This window comes from Symploca atlantica LB2515, from assembly GCF_052546295.1.
The window spans coordinates 3,170,589-3,195,674 of sequence record NZ_JBQWMT010000001.1; the positions used below are offsets into that span (position 1 = coordinate 3,170,589).

Sequence of the window (25,086 nt, forward strand, 5' to 3'; positions counted from 1 at the left end):
TCATGCGAGAAACTAAGCAAAAAGACGTTCAAGTTTTCCCTACTGGTGCAGATACAACGATCATGCGATCGCGCACTTGGGAGCGGCTCAAGTTTGAAATTGAGTATGCCCTGCAACGAGGTACTACTGCTAATTCCTATCTGATCAGAGCCGACAAAATAGCCCTATTTGATCCACCAGGTGAATCCTTTACAGAAACTTTTTTAGCGGCTCTGCAACAACGTCTTGACCCCAAGCGCATTGACTATGTAATTCTCGGTCACGTTAATCCGAATCGGGGTGTTACTCTCAAAGCCCTGCTAGACCTAGCACCTCAGATTACTTTTATTTGCTCAAATCCAGCGGCGATCGCCTTGCGGGAAATCATACCAGATCAGGAGTTAAAAATTACCGTCGTACGAGGTGATGAAACCCTAGATTTAGGTCAAGGTCATCGCCTGGAATTTGCCCTGACTCCCAGTCCTCGTTGGCCCGATGCCCTTTGTACCTACGATCCCCACACAGAAATTCTGTTTACAGATAAGTTTTTTAGTGCTCATGTTTGCGGTGATCAGGTACTAGACGAAGGTTGGTCAACAGTAGCAGAAGACCGACGATATTACTTCGATTGCTTGATGGCACCTCATGCACGGCAGGTGGCAAAAGCTTTAGAAAAATTAGATGCTTTTCAGGCAAGACTTTACGCTACCGGTCACGGGCCCCTAGTCCGCTACTCTCTCCAGCCACTAACTCAAGCTTATCGGCAGTGGATTGAGCAGCAAAAAGCTCAGGAGATGACAGTTGCCCTACTCTACGCTTCAGCCTACGGCAATACTGGCACCATTGCCAGTGCGATCGCGCGGGGTATTACTAAAGCTGGTGTGGGAGTAGAATCAATTAACTGCGAAGCGGCTGAATCGGAAGAGATTCGGGCAGTAGTAGAAAAAGCCGACGGCTTTATCATGGGTTCCCCAACTCTTGGCGGTCATGCCCCGACCCAAATTCAGACTGCCCTGGGTATTGTACTCTCTACTGCTACGAAAACCAAACTGGCAGGTGTCTTTGGTTCTTACGGTTGGAGTGGTGAAGCAATTGATCTAATTGAGAGTAAGTTTCAGGATGCAGGTTATAAGTTTGGCTTTGAGCCAATTCGGGTGAAGTTCAAGCCGACAGAAGTCACCCTTAAATATTGTGAGGAAGCCGGCACCGATTTTGCTCAAGCACTCAAGAAAGCCAAAAAAGCCCGAACCTCTAGGCTGTCTAGCAGTGATTCCGCAGTTGCCCGGACTGAACAAGCGGTGGGACGATTGATTGGTTCTTTGTGTATTGTGACCGCCAAACAAGGGGAACTTACGGGGGCAATGTTGGCTGACTGGGTTTCTCAAGCAACATTTACGCCTCCAGGTTTAACAATAGCGGTTGCTAAAGACCGGGCAATTGAATCTTTAATGTATACAGGAGACAAATTTGTCTTAAATATTTTGGAAGAAGGAAAGCATTTGGGCTTGATGAAGCATTTTCTCAAACCCTTTGCTCCTGGTGAAGACCGATTTGCTGAGGTGGCAACGCAAGAAGCAGAAAATGGTTGTCCGATTCTTGCTGATTCCCTAGCTTATCTGGAATGCACAGTGGAAAATCGCATGGAATGCGGTGATCACTGGCTGGTTTACGGAGTCGTGAAAACAGGTAAGGTTCTATCCGACGGTGTAACTGCGGTACATCATCGTAAGTCGGGAACTCATTACTAATCGTGGGTAAATTGTCGCTGCGCGTACCCATGGAAAATAGAAAATGCGAAATGGATGCTACTAGCCAAATACTGGTGTAAAAGCTCAATTTTCCCTTTTCAATTAACTATTTGCCCGCGAAGCGATATTTTCCCTTTTCTAAAATTGCTCTATGGTAGCTGCGAGAAGATGCGGATTAAGAGCGGTGCTACTGCTAGGAGTACAATTTCGAGAGCGGCAATTGTCCACCAGCGGATTGCTTGGTCACTCGTTTCCATAATTTCATCTGCTTGAAAATCTCTAAGAACTGCTCAAATTTGGCAAAGTTTGACTTTTTACCGACAATTGAGCCACTTTTGAGATTTTTACAGCTCCTAAATCTACAACAGCCGCCCCAAAAAAGGGCGGTTTTGGTATGTGTAGTTTTACAAGTTCCTCAAGGGTTTTCCGGTTAGTGACTGTAAAGAATTCGTGAGCATTGGCTAAAGATGAAGTAAAGAGAGTGCGTCTAATACCTTGTCCTGTGAATTGGTAGCAACGCACACATTATTTACATCTCACGCCGGTTGACCAAGTTTCGTTTTAATGGTGGTCATAGTCAACATTTAAATTTCAAGATTATTCAAATTTTGGAAATAAGAAAATATCCGAATATTTAGTGTGTTTATTTGTAGATTAATACATTCAATTCATCAAGATTGGATGAAGTGTCAAGAGAAGACTGGGATTGATTAGTCAAATGAATTATCCTCAAACCAGTTTAAAAGCACCAAGCTACTCTATCTACTCCACAGATTACCAATTTACTTTGAAACAACACATCAAATTTGAAACTAAAAGTAGTTTGGGGCGTATCTTTTTAAGCAAATTTCCACCACTGATTAATCCAAATACCAAGCTTTTAAATCTAGGCTGCGGAGGTAACTTGTTCGATGGCTGGGTAAATGCTGATTTTTTTACACTCAAGTTTTGGGATTGTCCGAAACATAAATGGATGTTGGACTTGAGACATCCCCTCAAATGTGAAAATGATTATTGGGATGGTGTGTTTACAGAACATGCTCTGGAACATTTGTATCCCCTTGATACTTTTAATCTACTCAAAGAAATAAGAAGAACTTTAAAACCAAAAGCTTGGTTGCGCATTAGTGTACCCGATCTCAGTAAATATATAAGTTATTACAGGGGTACAGAGTCTCATGAAACTGTTATTAATAGATGGTCAACTGGTGCTGAACCGGTAAGATCACTTACCCAGAACTGGGGACATATATCAGTATGGGATAGTGAGCTACTTATCAATACCCTAAAGCAACTCGAATTTATCAATATAAGACAGGTAGATTTTGCAGAAGGTACTGATAAAAGACTACTGAAAAATAAAGAAGAAAGAAGATGGGAATCATTATATATAGCCCTCTTCTGTCACTCTCCGAAATAACCAAGTAACAAACAAGCCGGATTATCCCTGATAAAAATAATGTTGAAATTGATTCATGGCATCAATTAAATCGTGAAACCCAAGTAATAAATCCCGATGAGGAAAAATCTCCAACCAGGGAGCAATTAACCACAAGAGCATTGTGGGTTGGATAATTAAACGCAGATTGTTCAAAATATTTTTCCATCCACTTTCATGATTCCATTGTTGATGAAAAGAGAAATCAGTAGTAGTATTTCTCTTCTCGCACTCAGCTACTTCAGGTTGATTTAAGGACAAAAAAGCCGGAGAGTTTAAACTAATCATCAAATAAACACAAAAAATGATTTCCCACCATTTCTCAATATCCGAAAAATTGGTAAAGCGATAATCCGTCCAGCCCAATTCTTGTTTACATTGTCGAAATCCGTATTCTACCCAAGTTCTCAGTCCATAAAGATTGCCTAAAGTTTTTTTGACTTTGCCTGGGAGATTGGTCATTACGAAAGAAGTAGAATTCTCTGGCATCGTTTCTGGGTCTATAGTTATCTCCCAGTAACTTCGAGTATTTTTCTTGCCAAAAACGATTTCTCTGAGATATCTCGTTTGAGATGTTTGATTACTAAACGTCCTTTCAAATTTATGCCATTTATTCGCTCTAACCCTCTGCTGGGCTGACATCCATACTCCATGATTGCTTCTAATCGCTACAACCCAGGCTAATTTATATTTGTCTAATGTTCTGAGAAATGAGCTGCTTTCTCCATAGAGACTATCGGCTAATACTAATTCTATACAAAAGCCACTATCAATTAATTCTTCTATGATTGATGAGGCTATTTCTATTTTTGTTTGATATTTATCTTCTCCTTTTAATCTTGATTGGGGTTTAAAAACTTTACAGATTAGAGGCAATGTAATATTTTGATAAACACCATAGGCATTTACTGAAACCATCCCTTGGTCTATTTTTCCTATGCTGCCTAGATACTGTCTCGCTACGTAATCTGTTTTCTTACCTTTTTTTCTGTCTCCTGTTTCATCTATTACTACTGTAATTGACTTGCCCTTTAAGGCTTCTCAGGTTTTTGTGAGTCTTCGCTTTTTTATTTCCCTTGCTGACCAAGGTGATTCGGCTATAAAGTGATGTAACGATTGAGCTGAATTTATCCCGACAACTTTCGCTATCTCTGGTAAGCTTTTCTTTCTGATTGGTGCAATTATTCCTAAGTGCAAGTATTTGAAACATTCATAGCTTCTTACCTCGGGAAATAAATCTTTGTAGCACTGACAATATTCATCAATAACCGATACTGTTGGCTGTGCATCCCTGGCTAAATGTTTGATAATCTGTAACTCTACATCCATTGCTCTGCCTACCTTGTAGAGATTGTCACTACTGATAATTATATTTTAATTCTCGGAGAGTGACAGAAGAGGGATAGAGGCGCAAAAACCTTGATTAAGCAGGAATAGCGCTTAATTTTATTGATTTAGCAGCATTAGCTGGAGTTTTATCTGTCAGAGATTTAGCCTTGTTTGGTTAATATAGCAGTTCTTTCTCATGTGAGGTAGAGTAAGACCCCAGGACGTACCTTACGAGACGAGGAAAGGCTATAGTTTAATAATTTAAATTGAAAGCAAAGCCTCCTTAACTGGGGGCTTTTTTTTTGAGGTTACGGTGAGGGAAAATATACGCGATCGCTTACATTTTCGAGAGCTTCCTTCAATCATGGTTGCTCATACTACATACTATTTGGTTGCCCACTCTGCCAAATCCTCTAGGGTAAACTTCAGAAGGTCACATAACGCTTTAGTCTGTTCTGGGTAGCTTATGTTTATGTCTATCCGCCTCCCAGTTAATTCATCGTAGACTCAACAACGCCGCAAGCTTGGGCAACCGGCAAGCGAGTTAAACCTAAACTTTGCAGTCGTTCTCGTAGTTTTTATCCTAGATTCATTTTGCTGATCACTCCGTTAACTTTTCTAGAGTGAAATTGAGAAACTCAAACTAGCCATCACTGAAGCTCGGTAATTCGTCTAAACAACATTGCAAAATGCGGCATAAAGCTTGCATTTGACTAATCGTGAGCCTAGGTTCAAATCTGCCGGCTTCCCAATTGTTTCCGTTTTGGTCAGTAACTCCCACCGCCGAGATTGAGGAGAACAATTGATCAGCTACCGCCAGCTCAAACAATGGCAAAATGCCGTTGCCTGTCAACTGCAAAAATGCTCGACCTGGCAACAACTACAGTAGTTGTGGAGTGTCATCAAACTCGACTACAAAAAACACAAAAAACAATACAATGATGCCGTCCTACCCTTCCAGGAAAGGATTAAGGAGAAATCTCAGGCAGCAAGACCCAAAGTTAACGGGTAATTTATCAATCTTCTCCTAACGCCTAGCCAGAGAGAATCCCATCTCGTCGGGTCAGCCAAAAAATAAAGCAGAAACCTCGATGACCTGTTTCTGCTTTATTCTCGATATTTTGCTACCGGTTTGGTATTTTTTTGGCGCTTTTTCCCTTCTTATGTAAACAAGAGGGGTACTATCGCACCAAAGCTGTACTTCCGAGGCTTTTAGTAAAGTTCTTCTTCCTGGTGGGTCATGATGGTGCAATCAGATGTAGGGTAAGCAACGCAGGTCAGAACAAATCCAGCCTCAATCTGATCATCGTCTAGGAAAGACTGGTCGCTTTGGTCAATGGTTCCCGTGGTGATTTTGCCAGCACAGGTGGAACAAGCACCGGCGCGACAGGAGTAGGGTAGGTCAAGACCTTGTTCTTCTGCTGCGTCGAGAATGTACTCATCGTCAGGAACTTCGATTGTCTGGTTCAACCCTTCGGTTTCGTTAATCAGCGTTACTTTGAAAGTAGCCATGTAGTGATTCCTCTGTTGTGATGGGAAACTGCGGTAAAAACTATCTTGAAGCGTACCTCATAAAGTGATCCTTTCTATTAGTCTCACTATTAGTGAGGTTTACAACTATGTCGTGTCCGCTTCACTTCTGATACTAAGGGAAAACAATAGGTGGGTTAAGCAAGATTAAGAATGAAATTCTTAATTGAAGATTAAATTAGTTATTCTTATATATCGTCTAGCGGACTGGTCGAGTTAGAGTTTTTGAGCATGCCTGCTCTCAAATCTAGCTCTCGCAGTAGTTATTCGGATTTTATACCCCTTCGATGCGCCGTCTTGTTGTCGCACTCATTAGTATTAATTATCTTTATAGTTGAAATTAATGATTTCTTCTTAGGTATCTCTGGCTTAAGAGACAGCGATATGGGGAAGATTGACCAGTGCAGGTTTTTTTATACAGCGTTTCTTTATCTGATGAGGAGCATACTTGAAATAATCAGGTTTTTAATCCCAATCAGGTTACCCTAACTTTTGATAAGGTTTTTTAATCCCAATCAGGTTACCCTAACTTTTGATAAGGTTTTTTAATCCCAATCAGGTTACCCTAACTTTTGATAAGGTTTTTTAATCCCAATCAGGTTACCCTAACTTTTGATAAGGTTTTTTAATCCCAATCAGGTTACCCTAAAGCTGTATCCGAAACTACATCCAAAACTACGCTTCGGTAGTCGGAAGTTACAGGCAAAAGATAGTCCACTAGTTCGCGCCCAATAGACTATCAGGAACATTGCCGCTTTCTCTAGGTGAGTTCTGCGTGTGCGGTCACAACAGACCAAAAGTACGCAAGATTGGCATAAAACGAAGCTAGTGGAGAATCGTTTTGACTCAGGAATTGCCTAAGTAGCAACATCTTGGACTCAAAGATGTTAATTTTGACTGCTAGCCTGACGTTGCAAATTTTGTACAAACTTTAATAAATCGGGATCATTTTTTTCCCAAGCTACACGGTCAGCACTCCTTTTTTCTAGTTCTGACTCGATGTTGTGGGTAGTGAGGAGGGTGCCGAAATCCTCTGGCACAACTTTTTCATTTACTTCAAACAGACGATTTAAGATCAAATCGCCTACCTCTTTACGGTAATGTGAGCTATCCCAGTAGTTTTTCATCTGATTACTGATGGGTTCTGTAGTGATACTGTTGTATCCAGAAAAATCCCACACGGGTGTAATTTCCACCACTTGACGCTTCCAATCTTCAAACTCTGACCAAACTCCAGCGGTATTGATAGCTTCTAGTTGAGTTACGTGTATCGGCGAAATAAACACTTTGAGGTCTATATTTTTTTCTTTGCAAGTTTCAACCAGCAACCGAAAGTCATTTAAAAAACTTTGAGAAGATTTATAGTTTGGGTAAGCGCGCTCCCCTCGCAAAAATTCTGTGAGCATTTTCTCAAATTTAACTTTTAATGGCTCATCCGGTTTATTGCCGTAAACATAGCGCAGACCATTAGATTTATAAAGATAGTAAGCGTCAGATTCAACACTGGCTCCTACGGTTTGTTTACTCAAATCTAAAGCATCAAGAGATAAACTCGCGTTGATTAAATCTTGGATTTTTGGGCTTTTTCTTCCTAATCTCGCTTCATCAAAATCTGGGCTATTGTGCCAGTTCTCGTTGAACATGAAAAAGTCAATACCCAGGACAACTGTTTTTAATTCCGGCTGATTTGCCAGAGCATGTTCAAAGTAACGTCTAACTTCATACATATTCGGTCCTACCAAGGCAAGATTGTAAGCAGAATCACTTGCCAAGCTAGGATGGTCCGGATCAAGACCAATATCACTGCGGGATGAACCCAAAATAATATTTTTGGGTTTCTTGCGGCTCACACCAACTGCCTTAAACAGCCTGACGTGACTGTATATTGCTGGTTTTAATTCATTGAAATTAGCAATCTTAGGACTATTAAAAATACCAGAGCCATCCACTAAGATATTGAACGTCCCGAAACCTAATAAACCAGGTAAAGTGACTGCTAAGAAAGTTAAATTGAATCGATGGTAGATGTTTTTAGAGGATTTCATCGCAGTTTTTCCTAAAACTGGAAATACAGAAACTCGGAAATACGGTTAAGCGAAACTAAACAAACGATTGCCAAACTCCCTAGGAGTAATGACCACCACCAAGTTGGCTTAAATTGCTTAGCTATTTGCTGCGTATTAGGTAAAAAGATAACACCGAATAACAGACCGCAGAGTACGGTAATCGTGAGCTTTAAATTTTCTGGTAAATAAGCCAGTTCTTTGAGGGGTTCAAACTGCACACCTATATTGCTCAACCAGGGCAAAGCTACTTGATATTCACTGGGGAAAACAATTCCTTTCATTCCTATCATTGCTTGGAGAATTACAACGCCGTCATGAAGAGTGTTTGCTCGGAAAATTACCCAACTGGCTAGTACCGCAGCAAACGTAATCGCCCATGCTATGGGTAATGACATCTTACGACCCAAGCTACGCCAGCCGTGATTAATCGCTAAATAACAACCGTGCATTCCACCCCAAATAATATAAGTCCAACCAGCACCATGCCATAGACCACCTAGTAGCATAGTTATTAGTAAGTTGATGTAGCGGCGGACTTGACCACGACGGCTACCTCCCAAAGGGATATACAAGTAATCCCGCAGGAAATTTGACAGTGTAATGTGCCAGCGACGCCAGAACTCAACAATAGAAGTTGCTTTGTAGGGAGAGTCAAAGTTGATCGGCAAAGGAATATTCATCATTAAACCTAAACCGACCGCCATATCGCAGTAGCCAGAAAAATCAAAATACAACTGGAAAGTATAGCTTAAAGCGCCTACCCATGCTTCCAGGAAGGTAACAACACCAGCATGATCAAAGACTGCTGCTACCCAGGGGGAGAGGCTATCAGCAATTAGAACTTTCTTAGCTAGACCGATAACAAAAAAAATCAGGCCTAATGAGATATTTTTATTAGAAAAAAGGAAATTCTTAGGCTTATTAAATTCTGGTATCAGCTCATCATGGCGTAGAATCGGGCCAGCTATTAGCTGCGGAAAGAACACGACGAACAAACAATAGCTCAAGAAATCATAATTGCGTTCTCTAATATCACCTTTGTAGGCGTCTACCAAGTAGGCAATTTGAGTAAAGCTGTAGAAAGAAATTCCTAGCGGTAAGATGACTTTAGGTATCACCCAGCTAGTTTCTAATAAGTCGCTGAGGGAGCCAACGAAAAAGTTAGCGTATTTGTAGTAACCTAAGATTGCCAAGTTAAAACCGATGCCCAACCAAAGTAGTATTTTGGCTTTCTGAGTTTTTGTCTGAGCGCGGTCTATGTACCTACCGAAGTAATAGTTACCGACGACAGAGATTAATAGTAATGGTAGATAAGCAACGCTCCAATAACCGTAAAATGCCAGGGATGCTATGGTTAGCCAGACTTTAGCTGCCGTTTTTAAGTGTAACTTTGCTAAACCAAAAAATCCGATTAATGTAATGGGGAAGAAGACAAAGATGAATTCGTACGAGTTAAACAGCACGGCTAGTTAATTTTGGTAGAGTGCAACAAAAAAATTATCAAACTTAGTTGACTGCTGTGCTAGAGCAATGAAAGAAAATTATTGGCTACCAGTAAAAATGCCTCCTTTGTTTTATCCAATTTTTTACGTAGACAAATTACGCTTGTACGCTAGATTCTGTTGAAAAAGTCACTAAACACTTACTTATAACGATAGGTAAATTTTGTTACCATACCACAGTTGGGGCATATCTTTACTTAAACTTCATGATGCTATTGTTATAGCACGGGTAATATGAAGGATTTATAAACTTAAGAACTTTTGGATAGCCACTGCTTGGGGTCGTCTGCTGCTGAAGAGCGCTAATTCAAGTAGTTAGGGAAGTCCGACAGCTAATCTGAAAGAGGCTCAGGGAAAACCAATTCACCTCAGCTAGATACTGAGGTGACATGCTTAAAATTAAGAAAAGTATCACCCAGCTTTACTGGTTGATACATCTTTTGATAATCCTGTTGAGGGTAAATAGTTAAACCAGAAACAAGGTTTTTGAAAGCTCTTTCCCTTGTCAATTTTTGTCGTTTCTGGTCATTTTCAAAAATCAAGCCGCCCAGTTCTAATTAGTCTAAAGCCAGCGATTAGCGAAGCGAAAGATAAAAAGAAGTACCACAAACTAGTTGGTCTCAAAATTACTCTACCGGTAACAAAGACTAGTAGAATGCCTAGCATTACTAAAATCCAGCCAAAATCACCAGTTGCACGCCGGAAAAATAGGAGTGAAGTAAGACCGCCTAAAATAGCGATCACAGAACCAGCAGCCGAAACGTCGCGCCACCAATAGGGAGAGATTTGCGTAGTAAAGAAAATGTTTTGTCCTAAGAAGTAAATTCCTAGAACAACTAGAAATAAACCCACCAGCTTTAGTAATAGCCGCATTTTACCAAAATAATGGGTCTAAAGCCCCGTGCTTTTAGCGCGGCTTTGTTTAACTGCGCTATACTTACCCTAAGTAAGTCAGCGTAATCATGTGGGTATTTGAAGCAAAACTTCAGGGAACAAACGGGCAGTATGAGCGGCTTAATCAAGCCATTCGTACTGCTAGGTTTGTTGGTAACAGTTGCCTCAGATACTGGATGGACAACAAGGGAATTGGGAAATACGAGTTGAGTGCTTATTGCGCTGTTCTCGCCAAAGAGTTTCCCTTCGCTTTTCAGCTCAACTCTCAAGCTAGACAAGCCTCCGCTCAAAGAGCTTGGTCTGCTATCACCCGCTTCTACAACAATTGCCAAAAAGGCAAGCCAGGAAAAAAGGGTTTTCCACGCTTCAAAAAGCACCAAACTCACGGTTCTGTTGAGTACAAAACAACGGGATGGAAGCTGTCGGAAGATAGAAGAACCATCACCTTCACCGATGGTTTCAAAGCTGGAAGCTTCAAGCTGTGGGGAACCCGTGACTTGCATTTCTATCAGTTGAGTCAAATCAAGCGGGTTCGAGTTGTTCGTCGTGCTGATGGGTACTACGTTCAGTTTTGTCTTGATGTTGAGCGGGTTGAGAAACGAGAACCGACTGGTAAGACCATTGGGTTAGATGTTGGCTTGACTCACTTTTATACCGATTCCGATGGACAGACTGTTGAGAATCCCAGACATCTGAGGAAGTCCGAGAAAGCTCTTAAGCGATTGAGTAAGAAGCTTTCTCGCACCCAAAAAGGCTCGAAAAATAGAGCCAAAGCTCGAAACCGTTTGAGCAGAAAACACCTCAAGGTAAGTAGGCAGCGTCAAGATTTTGCCGTGAAGTTGGCAAGATGCGTAGTCCAGTCTAACGACTTGGTTGCTTATGAAGACTTGATGGTACGAAATATGGTCAAGAATAGAAAGCTCTCTAAGTCGATATCGGATGCTGCTTGGTCGACTTTCCGTAACTGGTTGGAATATTTCGGCAAGGTGTTTGGTGTAGCTACGGTGGCTGTGCCACCTTACTACACCAGCCAAAATTGCTCTAACTGTCGGAAAGTCGTCAAAAAGTCTTTGAGTCAAAGAACACATCGCTGTCACCATTGTGGGTTTGTTTTAGACCGAGACTGGAATGCATCCCGGAACATTTTGGAACTAGCACTACGTACCGTGGGGCACACGGGAACGCCAGCCCTGAGCTTTGTCGAAGGGTTAAACGCCTCTGGAGACATCGACCTCTGCATTGGTGGGGAAACTCCTCAATGTAAGCCGAGTCGTGGAAAGAGGAAACCCAAAGAGTGATCTTTGGAATCCTCGTACCTAAAGGTCGAGGAGGATGTCAATTACTCAGTATTTAATACGCCCCATCATAGCTTTTAAAATAAGAGCGTCCAGGGAGATACCTCTACTGTTGTTCCTCGGAAATTGCCATCGTCAACTCCAGTTGATTGCGGCTTTTCTCGACTGGCGTTGTGGTAGAAATCATCGCCGCCATTAGCTGCTCCGGCACCACATTGAAGGGTAAACGATGAATATCGGAAGACGGGTTGCAGGCAACTTCAGCTGCTTGCCTTAATTCTGCCAGGGTAATGCTTCCTAAACCTAGTGCATCTAAAGTTTGGGGTAGACCAATTTCGCTGTAAAACTGTAGTAACTGTTGCCTTGCTGAGGCTGCCAGTTGATTGCCCTGAAGCATTTCTTCAAGGCGCAGCTGGACGAGAATACCGTAGGCTACTTTTTCTCCGTGTAAAGCCTCGTGAGCGGCCATCAGATGCGTCAAGCCGTTGTGAACCGCATGAGCAGCGACAGTACGACACTGAGCACCACCCAAACCTCCAATCACGCCAGCCAGCAAAACCGTGGCATCAACTACTTCCTGCCAAACGTCACTTCCTGGTTCTTTCAGGGCATCAGCTGACTTTTGAAAGAGAATATCTCGCAAGACTCTAGCCTGCTGTACAGCACCAATAATCAGAGTCGTGGTTGAACTGCTACTACTGACAGAAGCCTCATACCACTTGGCTAGAGCATCACCAATACCAGCTACTAGTAAACGAGGTGGTGCCGCCTGAAGCAGACTGTAATCTAGTATTAGCAAATCTGGGCAGCGATCTAGAGCAACATCGTACAGAAAAGCACCTTGCTCAGAATAGATGTTAGATAAAGCCGTCCATGCCGCACAGGTAGCAGCCGAGGTGGGTACTGTAACTATCGGTAGTTGACACTGGTGCGCCAGTAGTTTGGCTGTATCTAGAGCTTTACCGCCACCAATGCCAATAATCAAGTCAGCTTGATGTGAAGCGGCGGCTTCTCGTAGAGATGCTAAGGAAGCCTCACTACAATCAGGACTATAGGATGCCTGAGCGTAGCTTGACTTTTGCCGTCCCAGAATTTTTGGTAGTTTTGCTGCCAGAGTAGCTAAAGTGCGATCGCCCCCTACCACAAAGGGACGCTTACCCAAGGAAGCGATCGCCTCTTTTGAGAGTTCCAGTGCTTGGAAACCACGTAACACCTTTGTCGGTGCCACCGTTAGAGAAATCAGTGAACTAGATGCTTGATTGATCATGCCAGTAGCAAAAAAGTCAAACGAGGCGCACCTCTGGTGTCAACAAATCAAATATTGAATAAATTGTAGCGAGGGTGCTGTAGCTATTGTTGCTAAGCAGCCTTGACATGTCCTCTATTATCTCGAACTAGGCTGAGTTTTTGGGAAGTTCAGCAAAGCGTTCTGAATAGATGTCAATTGCCATTTGCTCATCCTCGCGACTACCTAGCGATCGCTTGATCTGACCTAAGAAAAGCGGCTTAGAGATGCCAGGTTTTGGGTGAATGACGGTGCGGGCTCTAATTGTCAGCTTGTTGTCTGATCCACCCAGGCGTCCATAGGAATACAAGTCGCCAGCGGCTTGACGGAGAGTCGCCTCCAGTTCTGATTCTTTAATTTGCAGTGGTACCGTGATCACTGTTTGATTGCCGCCGTTGTCGTAAACCACAGAAAAGCGAGCTGCGCCTGGGATCACGGTATGAGCGAAAGGCACAAGAGATAGGGCAAATAAACCACTGCTAAGGACTACCATAAAGCCAGTGATCCCTACCAAACGAAAGCGGATGCCCCATTTGAGGATAAAACCTAGTATGGCAAGAACGGCGCAGACTATGGTTAGAATGCCTGCCCACTGAGTATAGGTGAGAAAGTCAGCTGTTGTTGGCATATTTTTAATAACTGATGGCTACTTTTGAGACGCCATTAGTTACGTATTGAGTATCGTTAACTTTTTTCCATACTATCAGCGTTCCTACCAAGAAACTTCGCAACAAGTCCACGGCTGTTGACTAAACTGATACGTTTTTGAGGTTGCCGTCTGCGAGTTGCTCGAGGGAGACAAAGAAAGCTGAACGTCAATACGCAAGAATAATTGAATGAAGATTAGCTTACCAAAATAATGGGTCTAAAGCCCCGTGCTTTTAGCGCGGCTTTGTTTAACTGCGCTATACTTACCCTAAGTAAGTCAGCGTAATCATGTGGGTATTTGAAGCAAAACTTCAGGGAACAAACGGGCAGTATGAGCGGCTTAATCAAGCCATTCGTACTGCTAGGTTTGTTGGTAACAGTTGCCTCAGATACTGGATGGACAACAAGGGAATTGGGAAATACGAGTTGAGTGCTTATTGCGCTGTTCTCGCCAAAGAGTTTCCCTTCGCTTTTCAGCTCAACTCTCAAGCTAGACAAGCCTCCGCTCAAAGAGCTTGGTCTGCTATCACCCGCTTCTACAACAATTGCCAAAAAGGCAAGCCAGGAAAAAAGGGTTTTCCACGCTTCAAAAAGCACCAAACTCACGGTTCTGTTGAGTACAAAACAACGGGATGGAAGCTGTCGGAAGATAGAAGAACCATCACCTTCACCGATGGTTTCAAAGCTGGAAGCTTCAAGCTGTGGGGAACCCGTGACTTGCATTTCTATCAGTTGAGTCAAATCAAGCGGGTTCGAGTTGTTCGTCGTGCTGATGGGTACTACGTTCAGTTTTGTCTTGATGTTGAGCGGGTTGAGAAACGAGAACCGACTGGTAAGACCATTGGGTTAGATGTTGGCTTGACTCACTTTTATACCGATTCCGATGGACAGACTGTTGAGAATCCCAGACATCTGAGGAAGTCCGAGAAAGCTCTTAAGCGATTGAGTAAGAAGCTTTCTCGCACCCAAAAAGGCTCGAAAAATAGAGCCAAAGCTCGAAACCGTTTGAGCAGAAAACACCTCAAGGTAAGTAGGCAGCGTCAAGATTTTGCCGTGAAGTTGGCAAGATGCGTAGTCCAGTCTAACGACTTGGTTGCTTATGAAGACTTGATGGTACGAAATATGGTCAAGAATAGAAAGCTCTCTAAGTCGATATCGGATGCTGCTTGGTCGACTTTCCGTAACTGGTTGGAATATTTCGGCAAGGTGTTTGGTGTAGCTACGGTGGCTGTGCCACCTTACTACACCAGCCAAAATTGCTCTAACTGTCGGAAAGTCGTCAAAAAGTCTTTGAGTCAAAGAACACATCGCTGTCACCATTGTGGGTTTGTTTTAGACCGAGACTGGAATGCATCCCGGAACATTTTGGAACTAGCACTACGTACCGTGGGGCACACGGGAACGCCAGCCCTGAGCTTTGTCGAAGGGTTAAACGCCTCTGGAGACATCGACCTCTGCATTGGTGGGGAAACTCCTCAATGTAAGCCGAGTCGTGGAAAGAGGAAACCCAAAGAGTGATCTTTGGAATCCTCGTACCTAAAGGTCGAGGAGGATGTCAACTAATTAGCTATCCAGTTATAACTAAATCTCTTCGCGGCTCTTGAAGCCTCTATTCTTTGAGGGAGAGCAGTAATGACCGCCAGCCCCCTGAAACCTTATCCCTTCACTTGCTTGGTTCGCGCTTAGCGTCTGTCTCCTTTGAGGAGAGGGTATGCCTTGAGGGAAGCGAAAGAATAGAAAATTGAGACTATAGCCCAGATTCTGGTATATAGTAGTAAGTTAACTATTGCCACGCGCAGCGAGATTTTCAATTAACCATTTTCTCTTTGCGACGAATCCTCGGTCTTTCAAGCGCAGGAGAAGTCAAAGAGAAGCATTGAAGTTCTTCGTGGCAAGAGCAGACAACAGAGATTCTCTTAACCAATTTTGGGAAAGGTAGCTGCGCTTGTCTATTGGTTAAGTTTTCTCTCTAATCTCTGCATCCTGATTTCCATATTGTTGACGCGCCCATTGATGCGACCTAACTCACTCGGTGGTGCGACTCGAATCAGTATCCAACTTAGCAAACCCCCCGCCAAGCTAGCTCCTATCATCCCAGCAACTAACCATCCAATCGGAATCTGCAATTTTTGCGGCTCAGTTAGCATTTCAGTCTTATGTGAGCTTGAGGCTAATTTTTCGGCCTGTAGTTGGCTCAATGCGTGACCATGGCTTCCCAGTTGGGCTTGAATAGTCCCCACTTTCTTGATGATTCTGATTAGTGCTAAACGTAGGTTTTGTGCTCCTAGATCTTCTTCCCAGTCTGAGTTATTCATAGCCAGCCCTCCTGAATTGATGCCCTGTAAAACTTCTAACCCTTTCACCTGGATTAGGTTCTGCAGGAGCACGGCTTAGAGTAGCTAAGTCGTTTCCTACAGCCCAATTCTTTAATAATACTGTTAGCTACAGCCCAGTTCTTTAATAATAGTTTTGACTACTTCCAAAAAGTGGGAATTTTGAATAGTAGGGAGTTGCAAGAGTGTCGCATATCCGCTAACCACTTGGGGTGATGGGTATTACCCCTCACTAATTGACTATCTGATGATTTACTGATCGTGGAGAATGACGTTTTTTTTCGGTAAACCAAACAGTAAACCTATTTCGGGTCTAGATTTCAAACCCAGAAAAGTGATGAGCAGGCATTTCCTCAGTGTAAATAATTCAGATCAAGAGCATGGTGACCAGAGCTAAATCTATCACAATTTTTTGGAGTAACTAGATCAAAATAATTGATAAGTATGTATTTTCTCGATTTTCTAGGTTCTCTGTGCGACTCATTCTATTTCCTTTCAAAAATACAAAAAAAGCTAACCCTTAGAAGCCTTGAGTCCCGAAGTGAATTACTTTTGGGTTCTGATAGTCAAAACCTGTGGTGGTGTGGCATCTGGAGGATAGATCAAATCTACTTTAACCAGACGTTGGTCAAGTGGGGGCATCTTCAGTGTTATCAAAGCTTCCCCTACTTGACCACGCCTTTGTACCAAATGTAGATAACGAGTCTGGGGTAAATTGGCATCATCTTTGTAGCGAATTGCGACAGAACCACGAAAAAAGATAGAGTCTGCGGGTGGCGACAAAAAGTTTAACCCGCCGTGAAGTTGCTCTTGTTTGAGGGGCGTTTGGAGAGCCAAAGTTACTGTTTGATGGTCATTAGTGGGATTAACCAAAGGTAAAGTAAGACTATACTGCAGCCCATAGTTACCATGAGCTAAGTAGGCAGTGTCTGGATAGCGCACCAGCATTGGCGCACTTTGAATTTGACCAGTGCCTAAAGTCCCACCAGGAAGAGTACTCAGTCCGTAGGAAAAGGCTTGTCCCGCCTGAGGAATACTTAGACTTTGAGTGCTGGGGCTATCAGTTAACCAAGCTTGCCATTGGGAACCCTGGGAAACACCAGCAACCCGACCATAAATAGTTTGACCTGTGGTAACTTCAGGGGGAGTGGGAGTGCGATCGCGTGGTTGAGCTAACTCACTTTGATCTAGTAGCTGTTGCCATTCTTCCAAGGTTGGTGATCTTTCTTTCCCTTGTGCATCGAGAGGCGCATACTTAGCTAGCGTTGCCGCGTATACAGTACCATCACTATGCAACCGCATTAATGTTGAGCGACCATTAAGCGGTGGTTCCCAAGACCGAACAGGAATCGGTAAATTCAGCAACATTCTACTTTGCTGGGGTGGGATTATCAACTGGGGAGGAAAAATTTCTTGCCGATATCCTCGTAAAATATCACTGCTCACACGACTACCCGGGCCCGCATAAACCTTGCCAAAACTATTATCCACCTGGGACGGCAACTCTATAAACGGTGCGTCTGGCTGACTTAGGTAACTTGCCGCTTGTAGAATATCTACTGTTACTGGCTCCTGCTCAGGATTGTGCAAGATAATACCCAAGTAGAGAGTCCGCAAATCTTCTGGTGTAGGTGCCTTAGCAACGTGATGGGCAAAGATATCAAAGCGTCCTTTAAAAGGGAAATTTAGGTGAACTCCTGAAGTATCTTGAAGGGGAGAGGGAAAAGTCGAGAGTAAAATGCCCTCTTTCAAAACAAGTTCAGGACTGTTACTGTTAAAGACTGGAATATTATCCAGTTGACCTGGTAAAGCGCGGACTTCCTGAGGAATCACAATTTCTTGGAGAGGCGGTGCTGATGATGGCACCGGGGTTGTTTGAGCTAGGGACAAAATTGGCAAAAACAACGACATCATAGAAGTTAAATGGAAGTTCAATCTAATTAAATTAACAGACTACACCCCAAAGCTAATCAAGAGCATGGGCAGTAATTTTCCTGTCCCAATTAGCTGCTAGGAGTTGGAAAGGAATCGGGATAAGGGATATTAAGTTGTCTGTTGATTAATTAATTGAGAGGAAAGAACTAATAGCCGATTTAATTCGCATCCTAATTTCCATGGTGCTGCCACGACTTACTGCCACTACTTAGGATATTTTTGCCAGTTGGTTTTGGCACTGACTTTTAGGGAAATATTCTGTTCATGCTGCGAGGTTACATTCCGAGAATAGTTGACGCGGCATGGATAATTTCTAGGAAATAAACGAAATTTATCAACAGATTAGTAATTACTAATCTGTTGATCTTGTCATGAGTTACTTACCTGTATCCAATCTTACTCTCAGTAATTAGAGCAGTTGCTTAAACTTGAGAAACATGAGCTGGGGGTAAAGATTACTCAGGAGAGGTTTTGCTCCTTGCACAGGGGAAGAGTTTTTGTAAGTTAAATTACGTTTTTTGGCGTTACTGAATTGCGGCATGATTGAGGATTTTAGAATGTTTCTTTTCTCCCTTGCCTTCCTGAGCCTGATCACCCGATGATTGAGCAACGCCCATTTTTCTTATCGTCTTTGCCCTTTTCCCACCCTGATAAGCTCTGATGTAGCAGGCAGGGTGAGGATTTTTTGCCCTATTTCGGTTGATTTGTACACATTGTTGATTTTTTTTACCTAAATGAGATCAAACAACACAAAAACCTCTATAATTAACCTGTAATTAAAGAGTATTGATGATACTCGTCCCTCACCCTAGGGATAATAAGGGTAAGGAAGTTCTGCCCAGAGGTGCAGAAACTGAAGCTTTTTCCTTATCCTAGAACCCAGAATTGATGCTCAAGAGAGTGTTCAGAACTGGAAGGGAGCCAAGCTAATCTATTCTTGCTCCCAGTTCTGTTAATTCACATTTTGTAGTTTGTGACTTTAACTAGTCAATTTTAGCCACCACAGCGATTAGCTGTCGTAGGTAGCTGATTTTTACAGCAAATGAACTTTTTTTCCTCACTTTCTCTGCCGAATAGTTAGCTCGCTTCCTCATGGACTTTCTCAGTTTTCTGCTGCCTTACAAGTTAAATCTTTCTCTAAGTTTTTATCGTCTGTTTACTGTTTACCAACTTTCCACTGGTCATTTACCAAACATCTACTGGATAATTAGCATTTTTAGTGGCGCTCAAAAAACTTTATCAGCAGAAATTACTAGTTACCTAGAAAGTTGGCAAGAAACTATCTACTATACACTTCATTTTGAGTAACCAAAAGTATAGTTGAGTGAGGGTAAAAAGCATTTCCTACCACTCTAGTAGCTGTGAGCAAAGCTAGATACAAATCCTCAAAGATTCAGGAAACAAATCAACTCCAGATCGACAAGATATTAAGTATCTCATTTCTGATTATTTATCTAAAATTATCAGAGTTAATTTGGTGAAAAGCTGCCAGCCTCTCGATAATTAACTGAAAATCTGACTGTATACAGGCTAAATTAGCAGAGGTTAAAACTGGCACATGGACAAATATACAGCATTTATTGTGGTGGTATTCCACTAAATATTTGAGAACTTGGAAATATAAACCCTCACAAACAAATTTACCAGTATCGTGGCTAATTTTGGTCTGAGCTAAACCAGCTACCAATCCTTCTAAATCTACCGTCGTTGTCAGTAAGCTGTCTTGGCAAGTAGCACAAGATTCTACTGTTAAATTACTACGCTTTTCTGCCATACCACAACAGATAATAATATCGGGTTGTAATTCCTCAATGGTGCTGATCACCTTAGTGCTAGCTTCAAGAATATCAACTGTTAGCTTTCTCAAAAAGATCAGGGAAAATGACCCAGAATTAAACTGAACAATCTCTTCTAGTAAATCATCTGAAGAGTTGGATACTTGATGGGGTAGCCAAGTGTCAAAGGAAGTTAAAAGAATTTTGGTGTTCATTAAAAAGTAAGGGTAACTTAAAATAAAGACTGCCTGAGTAACCAAGGTAAGGGAGAGTTGGTTGATGCCTGTTATTGCTGTTGTAGACTACGATATGGGAAATCTGCACTCTGCCTGCAAAGGTTTAGAGAAAGCTGGTGCGACTACTCTAGTGACGGATTTAGCCGAAGAAATCTATCAGGCTGATGCCGTAGTTCTACCTGGAGTAGGTTCCTTTGACCCAGCTGTACAACATTTGCGATCGCGTAGCCTGGAAGAACCGATTAAAAAAGTTATTGCCAGTGGTAAACCCTTCTTGGGTATTTGCCTGGGTTTACAAATTCTGTTTGAAGGTAGTGAAGAAGGTAGTGAACCAGGGTTAGGAATTATTGCCGGTAAGGTGCGCCATTTTCGCTCAGAACCGGGACTGACTATTCCCCATATGGGTTGGAATGAATTGGAGTTTACTCAACCAAACTCGGCGCTGTGGAGACATTTACCCGATAAAGTGCAAGTGTATTTCGTCCATTCTTACTATGTTGACCCAGTAGATCCCCAGATCACAGCAGCAACTTTTACCCACGGTAGCCAGACAGTGACAGCCGCAATTGCCCGTGATAACTTGATGGCAGTACAGTTTCATCCAGAAAAATCTTCGACGCTAGGGCTACAAATTTTATCCAATTTCGTAGCACAAGTTAAGACTACTGTATTGGTGTAAACAAACACCTAAATGGTATAGAGGCGTTTGAGCAAATTATCAGAATTAATCCTGGAACTTGCCAGTGACAGAACAGCCCTTGCCCTTTCTTGTATAGTCGGCAAGGGTTTATCTCTTAAATAAGCGGTTGCCTCTAGTCGTACTTTCCTTTGGTCAAAAGGTGCCACGGCATCTTTGATTGGAGGTTCATTTCTCCTATCTCTTGCTTAAATGCTGACGAGCTTATCTAATGATTTTGTATATAGTTAATGAGAATTTACGGTAACCGCCAACTAAAAACTCTACCTGGTCAAACAACCCGTCCCACATCAGCACGGGTACGGGAGGCGGTGTTTAATATCTGGCAAGGAAAAATTTCTAATTGTCGCTGGCTGGATTTATGCACTGGTACAGGTTCAATGGGGGCTGAAGCCCTCTGTCGAGGTGCTTCCTTGGTCGTAGGAATTGAACAATGGACTAGGGCTTGCTCAATTATTCAGCAAAACTGGCAGCAAGTTGCCCAGCCAGAACAAAAATTTCAAGTGTTACGGGGGGAGGTAGTAAGGCGATTAAAAGCCCTTGCTGGTCAGCAGTTTGACCGAATTTACTTCGATCCTCCCTACGCTAGCAACTTGTATCAGCCGGTCTTAGAGGCGATCGCTAATTATCAACTACTCTATAGCACGGGTGAAGTAGCAGTCGAGCATAGTGCCAATAATTGGAAATCTCCTGTGATCTCCAACCTAGAAATCTGCCGACAGAAGGTTTACGGCAACACCGCCTTAACCTTCTATCGGTCTTTGTTGAAGGGGGATTGACCGTATCCTTTACTTTACGCCTAGCTGGTCGCCTCGCTTGTATTGCATATAAGCCGCAAAAAATAGACCAGCGAGGGTAACGGGTACTAAGCCAAGAACAATCCCTACAAGCAACGGTTCAACCACGTCAGTTCTCCTAAAGTTATTATTTTTTTACCTTTCTCTCATCTTACTAGCAAGGACGCTACCAGCCTACGGACAACGGCCACAAGCCGGAAACGATTTTGCCATAAACGAGAGGCAAAGGTAGCACAAGTCACAATTTGCCTACTGACTCTATAAATTTTAAGCTATGTTTATTAATCGACATACTTTTCGATAAACCTTTACTTTGGTAGTTACATGGGTGACTATGTTGGGTTTTCGACCTGATCTCAACTTCAGTTGAAAATGTTGTGGAAATTCTTGACTTGACAGGAGCTCCCTTGGATAACCAGCTTGCACAACCAGGAATCGTAGTTAGGCGGATTACCTTAATGGTAATTGCCTTGCTGCTGGCAATCGGCGTATTTATCCTAGGCATTCACCTGATTCAGGTTTCAGATCCTTATGTACAAAATGTTTTATCGCTCAAAGGTAATTCTGGTCAAGGTCGTGCAATGTTCCAAATCAATTGCGCCGGTTGCCATGGCTTTGAAGGGAACGGCCAGGTTGGACCAAGCTTGCAACATGTCTCTAAGCGAAAGTCGAAGGTTGACTTAATCCATCAAGTTACTGGTGGTAACACGCCCCCAATGCCAAAATTCCAGCCCAATCCTCAGGAAATGGCAGACCTCTTAAGTTATTTGAAAGAATTGTAAAAAATTTTCAAGGTGGAGCTTCCTAGTGAATAGGAATGCGGATGTTTCCTTAATTTAAATTACAGATACTATTAACCCAATTATTAATGAATCTTAACTTTGTAAATGTAACTTGATAAATACTAGTACAAGCTTGCATCTAAGCATGTATTGATCCGTACAAAACTCTAGTAAAGCCTGATAAACCGTTTAGGTAAACAACGAGCCTCAGACTTTTCTGGAAATATTGACTGCCATGTTCAAGCTGACGTGTAGTAACTGAAGGTCTTTTCTCTGTAAAGGTCTGACTAATAAATTCAGATGACACGGCTGAGTCAGTCGAGAGATTTTTGCTGCTTGTTTCCCATTGGCTTCTAGAAACCTAGATGGCTTTTAAAAGCTTGCGTTCCAATACTGTACAAATTTGAAGAGAGTTTGATGTCCAAGTTTACTCGCAGACAACTGCTGATATTCTTTGGGAGCAGTGCGGCTGCCACAGTGCTGACTCCTAAGATAGGTAACACAATACTGGGCAACAACTCCAGTGTGGCTCAGGCGGTAGAAGGCCCCTTGAGTTTTACTCCAATACGTCTACCTCATCCACTACCTGTCTACCAAACGAAACAAAGCTTCATGCCGACTGGCATTGAGCAAAAAACCATCATGGAGGCAGCGGCGGATCCTAGTTTACCTTCATATACCGTTATTGATGACGTTGTAGTGCCACCTGAGTACGAACGTTACGTACTCATTTCTTGGGGGGATCGGGTCTTCCCCAATCCAGACGATTATTTTGGCTACAATAACGACTTCACCGGTTTCGTTCCCCTCAATGGTAGCCCGAACGATGGTTATCTCTGGGTTAACCACGAATACGTTTCTTACCCGATTTCGGAACTTGCTCCTGGCACCCCGGCTGATTTAGCAGGATTACCGACTACTTTCCCTGAAGTAATTGGATATCCTCTACCTGCAACCCTCGACTTGGAACACAGAGGCGAACTTTACTACAACGTTGGTGGTTCAGTAGTTCGCATTAGTCGTGCTAGTCGCGGCGAACGCTTTCAAGTTAATCCTAGTGATCCCAACAATCGCCGTATCCACGGACTTTCCGGGCTAGGAATCAATGCAGAACGAACTGATGGATTCCAAGCTGTAACAGCATGGGGTTCAAGATCTCATCAGCAAGGAGACCAGAACTATCTCGAAGGCACTGGGCCAGCAGCAACAGAAGTATTCCCCCTGAGTTCAGACGGTTTAGGAAATCGCATTATCGGCACTGGCTTTAATTGTTCTGGTGGCGTAACTCCTTGGGGCACCATCCTCACCGCAGAAGAAAACTTCCAAGGTAGCGCAGAGTTCTTCGTTGGCGTTCAAGAAGACGTGCTGCCCAACGGTACTCAGGTCGGTTATGCTGAAGGCAGTAACGGCGCCGTTTTTGGTCAGGTGGGAGAAAAATACGGCTGGATGGTGGAAGTTGACCTAGCTGACCCCAATTTCCGCCCGAAGAAACACACCTGGTTGGGTCGCTTCCGCCATGAGAATATCGCTTTCCGCATGGAACCTGGTCAGCCTTTAATCGCCTATATGGGTGATGATAAAAGGGGTGGTCACACTTGGAAGTATGTCAGCAACGGAGTAATTAGCGACCCAGCTAGTAAGACCAACACAGCCCTCTTAGAAGACGGCATTCTCTACGTTGCTCAGCTCAATCCCGACGGTTCAGGTGTCTGGCTACCATTAGTTTTTAATGCTCCCACTAACCCGACACCTCCCTCAGTAATTGCTTCAGCCGAAATTGCAGCACTAGGCCAGGCTCAGCGCAATGGTCGCAACCGCTTGCCGCAGCGCGTTGGCGTCGGTGGTGCTACTGTTGATGGTGGCTCATTTATTGTGGATACCACCAACGAAGCGACAGTATTGCCAGACTACCAGAACAAGACTCTGGCAGATTTCTACACTAGCCAAGGTGCTGTCCTTGTAGATGCATTCCTCGCTGCTAATTTGATTGGTGGTACTCCCACTGCTCGCCCTGAAGACTTAGAAGTCCATCCCCTTACCAAAGAAGTTTTCATCGCCTACACTGATGCTGCACCGGGAGGCGATGGTTATCCAGACTCTCGTATCTTTGTCGTTGCCAAATACAATGCGGCTGTCAACGATACACAGCAGTCCGGGGGACTCTATAAAATTATTGAAAACAGTCCCAATGGTGCGGGTAATACTTTCCGCTGGCAGAGATTGGAACAAGGCGGGGAAGCAGGATCAATAAGTGGAGCAGGTTTCGCTAACGTAGATAACTTGGCATTTGACACTCAGGGGAACGTTTGGGGTGTCACCGACATGTCCACTAGTACCCACAATGGTTTTGATGTTGGTGCAGCCGGAACCCCGAATACTATCGACCATACACAGACGGGTAATGTCTCTGATTTAACTGGTGTATTTGGCAATAACTGGCTGTTGTTCGTTCCTACCAGTGGTTCAGATGCAGGGCAAGTTTTACCCTTTGCTTACGGTCCAACGCGTTGCGAGATGACTGGCCCTACCTTCCTAGGAGACACGCTAATTCTCGCGGTGCAGCACCCAGGAGAAGATGTTCCCAGAAGCAACGCGACGTTGCTAAGCCGAGACATCGAGATGCTGAAGTTAGACGGCAGCTTGTTTAACCAGGTTCGTAACGTTCCTCTGGGCAGTAGTTGGCCAAGTAACATTGGCTATCCTCTACCTAACGGCAGTGCTGGTACTCCAGCCGGGCCACCACGTCCTTCTGTGATTGCTATTCGCCGCAGACAGTCTAGCGGTCAGTTCGTCTAAGTGTCGTAGATTCTTAGAAAC

General features: G+C 43.3%; 21 protein-coding genes and 1 pseudogene. 9 read left to right on the top strand and 13 right to left on the bottom strand.

The window, feature by feature from the left end; genetic code table 11:
- Nucleotides 1–2 precede the first annotated feature (2 nt).
- Nucleotides 3–1,727 carry a diflavin flavoprotein gene (locus ACT7WV_RS13180; RefSeq protein ID WP_445103331.1) on the top strand — a complete coding sequence of 575 codons (1,725 nt, stop codon included), beginning with the start codon at nt 3–5 and terminating at the stop codon, nt 1,725–1,727.
- 718 nt (nt 1,728–2,445) lie between these two features.
- Nucleotides 2,446–3,147: a class I SAM-dependent methyltransferase gene (locus tag ACT7WV_RS13185; RefSeq protein ID WP_445103332.1), complete on the top strand. Its 702-nt coding sequence runs from the start codon at nt 2,446–2,448 to the stop codon at nt 3,145–3,147.
- Between the two features lie 21 nt (nt 3,148–3,168).
- Here the strand turns inward: ACT7WV_RS13185 and ACT7WV_RS13190 are convergent.
- The 6 genes and pseudogenes from ACT7WV_RS13190 to ACT7WV_RS13215 form a co-directional block, all read right to left on the bottom strand.
- A pseudogene (locus ACT7WV_RS13190) lies at nt 3,169–4,494 on the bottom strand (IS701 family transposase).
- Between the two features lie 643 nt (nt 4,495–5,137).
- Nucleotides 5,138–5,371 (bottom strand): hypothetical protein, encoded by a 234-nt coding sequence (locus ACT7WV_RS13195; RefSeq protein ID WP_445103333.1) that lies wholly within the window; start codon nt 5,369–5,371, stop codon nt 5,138–5,140.
- Nucleotides 5,372–5,706: 335 nt separating this feature from the next.
- Nucleotides 5,707–6,006, bottom strand: coding sequence for a ferredoxin (locus ACT7WV_RS13200; protein ID WP_445103334.1), 300 nt, complete (start codon nt 6,004–6,006; stop codon nt 5,707–5,709).
- A gap of 905 nt (nt 6,007–6,911) precedes the next feature.
- Nucleotides 6,912–8,069, bottom strand: coding sequence for a hypothetical protein (locus ACT7WV_RS13205; RefSeq protein WP_445103335.1), 1,158 nt, complete (start codon nt 8,067–8,069; stop codon nt 6,912–6,914).
- A gap of 11 nt (nt 8,070–8,080) precedes the next feature.
- Entirely contained in the window at nt 8,081–9,553 is a 1,473-nt protein-coding gene (locus tag ACT7WV_RS13210) for an MBOAT family O-acyltransferase (protein WP_445103336.1), read from the bottom strand.
- Between the two features lie 570 nt (nt 9,554–10,123).
- The gene (locus ACT7WV_RS13215; protein ID WP_445103337.1) at nt 10,124–10,465 is read right to left on the bottom strand and encodes a hypothetical protein; all 342 of its coding nucleotides are present in this window, start codon (nt 10,463–10,465) and stop codon (nt 10,124–10,126) included.
- Nucleotides 10,466–10,554: 89 nt separating this feature from the next.
- Between ACT7WV_RS13215 and ACT7WV_RS13220 the strand changes: the two genes are divergently transcribed.
- The gene (locus ACT7WV_RS13220) at nt 10,555–11,784 is read left to right on the top strand and encodes an RNA-guided endonuclease InsQ/TnpB family protein (protein ID WP_445101398.1); all 1,230 of its coding nucleotides are present in this window, start codon (nt 10,555–10,557) and stop codon (nt 11,782–11,784) included.
- A gap of 103 nt (nt 11,785–11,887) precedes the next feature.
- Here the strand turns inward: ACT7WV_RS13220 and ACT7WV_RS13225 are convergent, their stop codons facing one another.
- Nucleotides 11,888–13,048, bottom strand: coding sequence for an iron-containing alcohol dehydrogenase family protein (locus ACT7WV_RS13225; RefSeq protein WP_445103338.1), 1,161 nt, complete (start codon nt 13,046–13,048; stop codon nt 11,888–11,890).
- A 127-nt stretch (nt 13,049–13,175) separates the two neighbouring features.
- The gene (locus tag ACT7WV_RS13230; protein ID WP_445103339.1) at nt 13,176–13,694 is read right to left on the bottom strand and encodes a Ycf51 family protein; all 519 of its coding nucleotides are present in this window, start codon (nt 13,692–13,694) and stop codon (nt 13,176–13,178) included.
- A 308-nt stretch (nt 13,695–14,002) separates the two neighbouring features.
- Between ACT7WV_RS13230 and ACT7WV_RS13235 the strand changes: the two genes are divergently transcribed.
- On the top strand, nt 14,003–15,232 hold the full coding sequence (locus ACT7WV_RS13235; RefSeq protein ID WP_445101398.1) for an RNA-guided endonuclease InsQ/TnpB family protein: 1,230 nt from the start codon (nt 14,003–14,005) through the stop codon (nt 15,230–15,232).
- Between the two features lie 431 nt (nt 15,233–15,663).
- On the opposite strand, the gene ACT7WV_RS13240 is transcribed toward ACT7WV_RS13235, so the two are convergent.
- On the bottom strand, nt 15,664–16,029 hold the full coding sequence (locus tag ACT7WV_RS13240; protein WP_445103340.1) for a hypothetical protein: 366 nt from the start codon (nt 16,027–16,029) through the stop codon (nt 15,664–15,666).
- A gap of 564 nt (nt 16,030–16,593) precedes the next feature.
- The gene (locus tag ACT7WV_RS13245; protein ID WP_445105641.1) at nt 16,594–17,958 is read right to left on the bottom strand and encodes a DUF3370 domain-containing protein; all 1,365 of its coding nucleotides are present in this window, start codon (nt 17,956–17,958) and stop codon (nt 16,594–16,596) included.
- A gap of 1,116 nt (nt 17,959–19,074) precedes the next feature.
- Between ACT7WV_RS13245 and ACT7WV_RS13250 the strand changes: the two genes are divergently transcribed.
- Nucleotides 19,075–19,290 carry a hypothetical protein gene (locus tag ACT7WV_RS13250; RefSeq protein ID WP_445103341.1) on the top strand — a complete coding sequence of 72 codons (216 nt, stop codon included), beginning with the start codon at nt 19,075–19,077 and terminating at the stop codon, nt 19,288–19,290.
- Between the two features lie 142 nt (nt 19,291–19,432).
- Here the strand turns inward: ACT7WV_RS13250 and ACT7WV_RS13255 are convergent, their stop codons facing one another.
- A complete protein-coding gene (locus ACT7WV_RS13255; protein ID WP_445103342.1) occupies nt 19,433–19,972 on the bottom strand; it encodes a pyroglutamyl-peptidase I family protein in 540 nt (179 codons plus the stop codon).
- 64 nt (nt 19,973–20,036) lie between these two features.
- On the opposite strand from ACT7WV_RS13255, the gene hisH reads away from it, so the two are divergent.
- Nucleotides 20,037–20,672, top strand: a complete 636-nt coding sequence (gene hisH, locus ACT7WV_RS13260) for an imidazole glycerol phosphate synthase subunit HisH (RefSeq protein ID WP_445103343.1) — start codon at nt 20,037–20,039, stop codon at nt 20,670–20,672.
- A gap of 8 nt (nt 20,673–20,680) precedes the next feature.
- Here the strand turns inward: hisH and ACT7WV_RS13265 are convergent, their stop codons facing one another.
- A complete protein-coding gene (locus ACT7WV_RS13265; RefSeq protein WP_445103344.1) occupies nt 20,681–20,839 on the bottom strand; it encodes a hypothetical protein in 159 nt (52 codons plus the stop codon).
- Between the two features lie 81 nt (nt 20,840–20,920).
- On the opposite strand from ACT7WV_RS13265, the gene rsmD reads away from it, so the two are divergent.
- On the top strand, nt 20,921–21,469 hold the full coding sequence (rsmD, locus tag ACT7WV_RS13270; protein WP_445103345.1) for a 16S rRNA (guanine(966)-N(2))-methyltransferase RsmD: 549 nt from the start codon (nt 20,921–20,923) through the stop codon (nt 21,467–21,469).
- A 9-nt stretch (nt 21,470–21,478) separates the two neighbouring features.
- On the opposite strand, the gene petG is transcribed toward rsmD, so the two are convergent.
- Nucleotides 21,479–21,595, bottom strand: a complete 117-nt coding sequence (petG, locus tag ACT7WV_RS13275) for a cytochrome b6-f complex subunit V (protein ID WP_445103346.1) — start codon at nt 21,593–21,595, stop codon at nt 21,479–21,481.
- Between the two features lie 299 nt (nt 21,596–21,894).
- On the opposite strand from petG, the gene ACT7WV_RS13280 reads away from it, so the two are divergent.
- Both ACT7WV_RS13280 and ACT7WV_RS13285 read left to right on the top strand, forming a co-directional pair.
- Nucleotides 21,895–22,269, top strand: coding sequence for a c-type cytochrome (locus tag ACT7WV_RS13280; protein WP_463424256.1), 375 nt, complete (start codon nt 21,895–21,897; stop codon nt 22,267–22,269).
- Between the two features lie 417 nt (nt 22,270–22,686).
- On the top strand, nt 22,687–25,065 hold the full coding sequence (locus tag ACT7WV_RS13285) for a PhoX family protein (RefSeq protein WP_445103348.1): 2,379 nt from the start codon (nt 22,687–22,689) through the stop codon (nt 25,063–25,065).
- Nucleotides 25,066–25,086: the final 21 nt, after the last annotated feature.

Excerpts from the sequence above, each read along its gene's own strand:
- ACT7WV_RS13230 (WP_445103339.1), bottom strand. The coding sequence starts at position 13,694 with ATGCCAACAACAGCTGACTTTCTCACCTATACTCAGTGGGCAGGCATT.
- ACT7WV_RS13255 (WP_445103342.1), bottom strand. The coding sequence starts at position 19,972 with ATGAACACCAAAATTCTTTTAACTTCCTTTGACACTTGGCTACCCCAT.
- ACT7WV_RS13235 (WP_445101398.1), top strand. The coding sequence starts at position 14,003 with ATGTGGGTATTTGAAGCAAAACTTCAGGGAACAAACGGGCAGTATGAG.
- ACT7WV_RS13240 (WP_445103340.1), bottom strand. The coding sequence starts at position 16,029 with ATGAATAACTCAGACTGGGAAGAAGATCTAGGAGCACAAAACCTACGT.
- ACT7WV_RS13225 (WP_445103338.1), bottom strand. The coding sequence starts at position 13,048 with ATGATCAATCAAGCATCTAGTTCACTGATTTCTCTAACGGTGGCACCG.
- ACT7WV_RS13180 (WP_445103331.1), top strand. The coding sequence starts at position 3 with ATGCGAGAAACTAAGCAAAAAGACGTTCAAGTTTTCCCTACTGGTGCA.
- ACT7WV_RS13185 (WP_445103332.1), top strand. The coding sequence starts at position 2,446 with ATGAATTATCCTCAAACCAGTTTAAAAGCACCAAGCTACTCTATCTAC.
- ACT7WV_RS13245 (WP_445105641.1), bottom strand. The coding sequence starts at position 17,958 with ATGTCGTTGTTTTTGCCAATTTTGTCCCTAGCTCAAACAACCCCGGTG.
- rsmD (WP_445103345.1), top strand. The coding sequence starts at position 20,921 with ATGAGAATTTACGGTAACCGCCAACTAAAAACTCTACCTGGTCAAACA.
- ACT7WV_RS13220 (WP_445101398.1), top strand. The coding sequence starts at position 10,555 with ATGTGGGTATTTGAAGCAAAACTTCAGGGAACAAACGGGCAGTATGAG.
- ACT7WV_RS13250 (WP_445103341.1), top strand. The coding sequence starts at position 19,075 with ATGGACTTTCTCAGTTTTCTGCTGCCTTACAAGTTAAATCTTTCTCTA.
- ACT7WV_RS13205 (WP_445103335.1), bottom strand. The coding sequence starts at position 8,069 with ATGAAATCCTCTAAAAACATCTACCATCGATTCAATTTAACTTTCTTA.
- ACT7WV_RS13200 (WP_445103334.1), bottom strand. The coding sequence starts at position 6,006 with ATGGCTACTTTCAAAGTAACGCTGATTAACGAAACCGAAGGGTTGAAC.
- hisH (WP_445103343.1), top strand. The coding sequence starts at position 20,037 with ATGCCTGTTATTGCTGTTGTAGACTACGATATGGGAAATCTGCACTCT.
- ACT7WV_RS13215 (WP_445103337.1), bottom strand. The coding sequence starts at position 10,465 with ATGCGGCTATTACTAAAGCTGGTGGGTTTATTTCTAGTTGTTCTAGGA.
- ACT7WV_RS13285 (WP_445103348.1), top strand. The coding sequence starts at position 22,687 with ATGTCCAAGTTTACTCGCAGACAACTGCTGATATTCTTTGGGAGCAGT.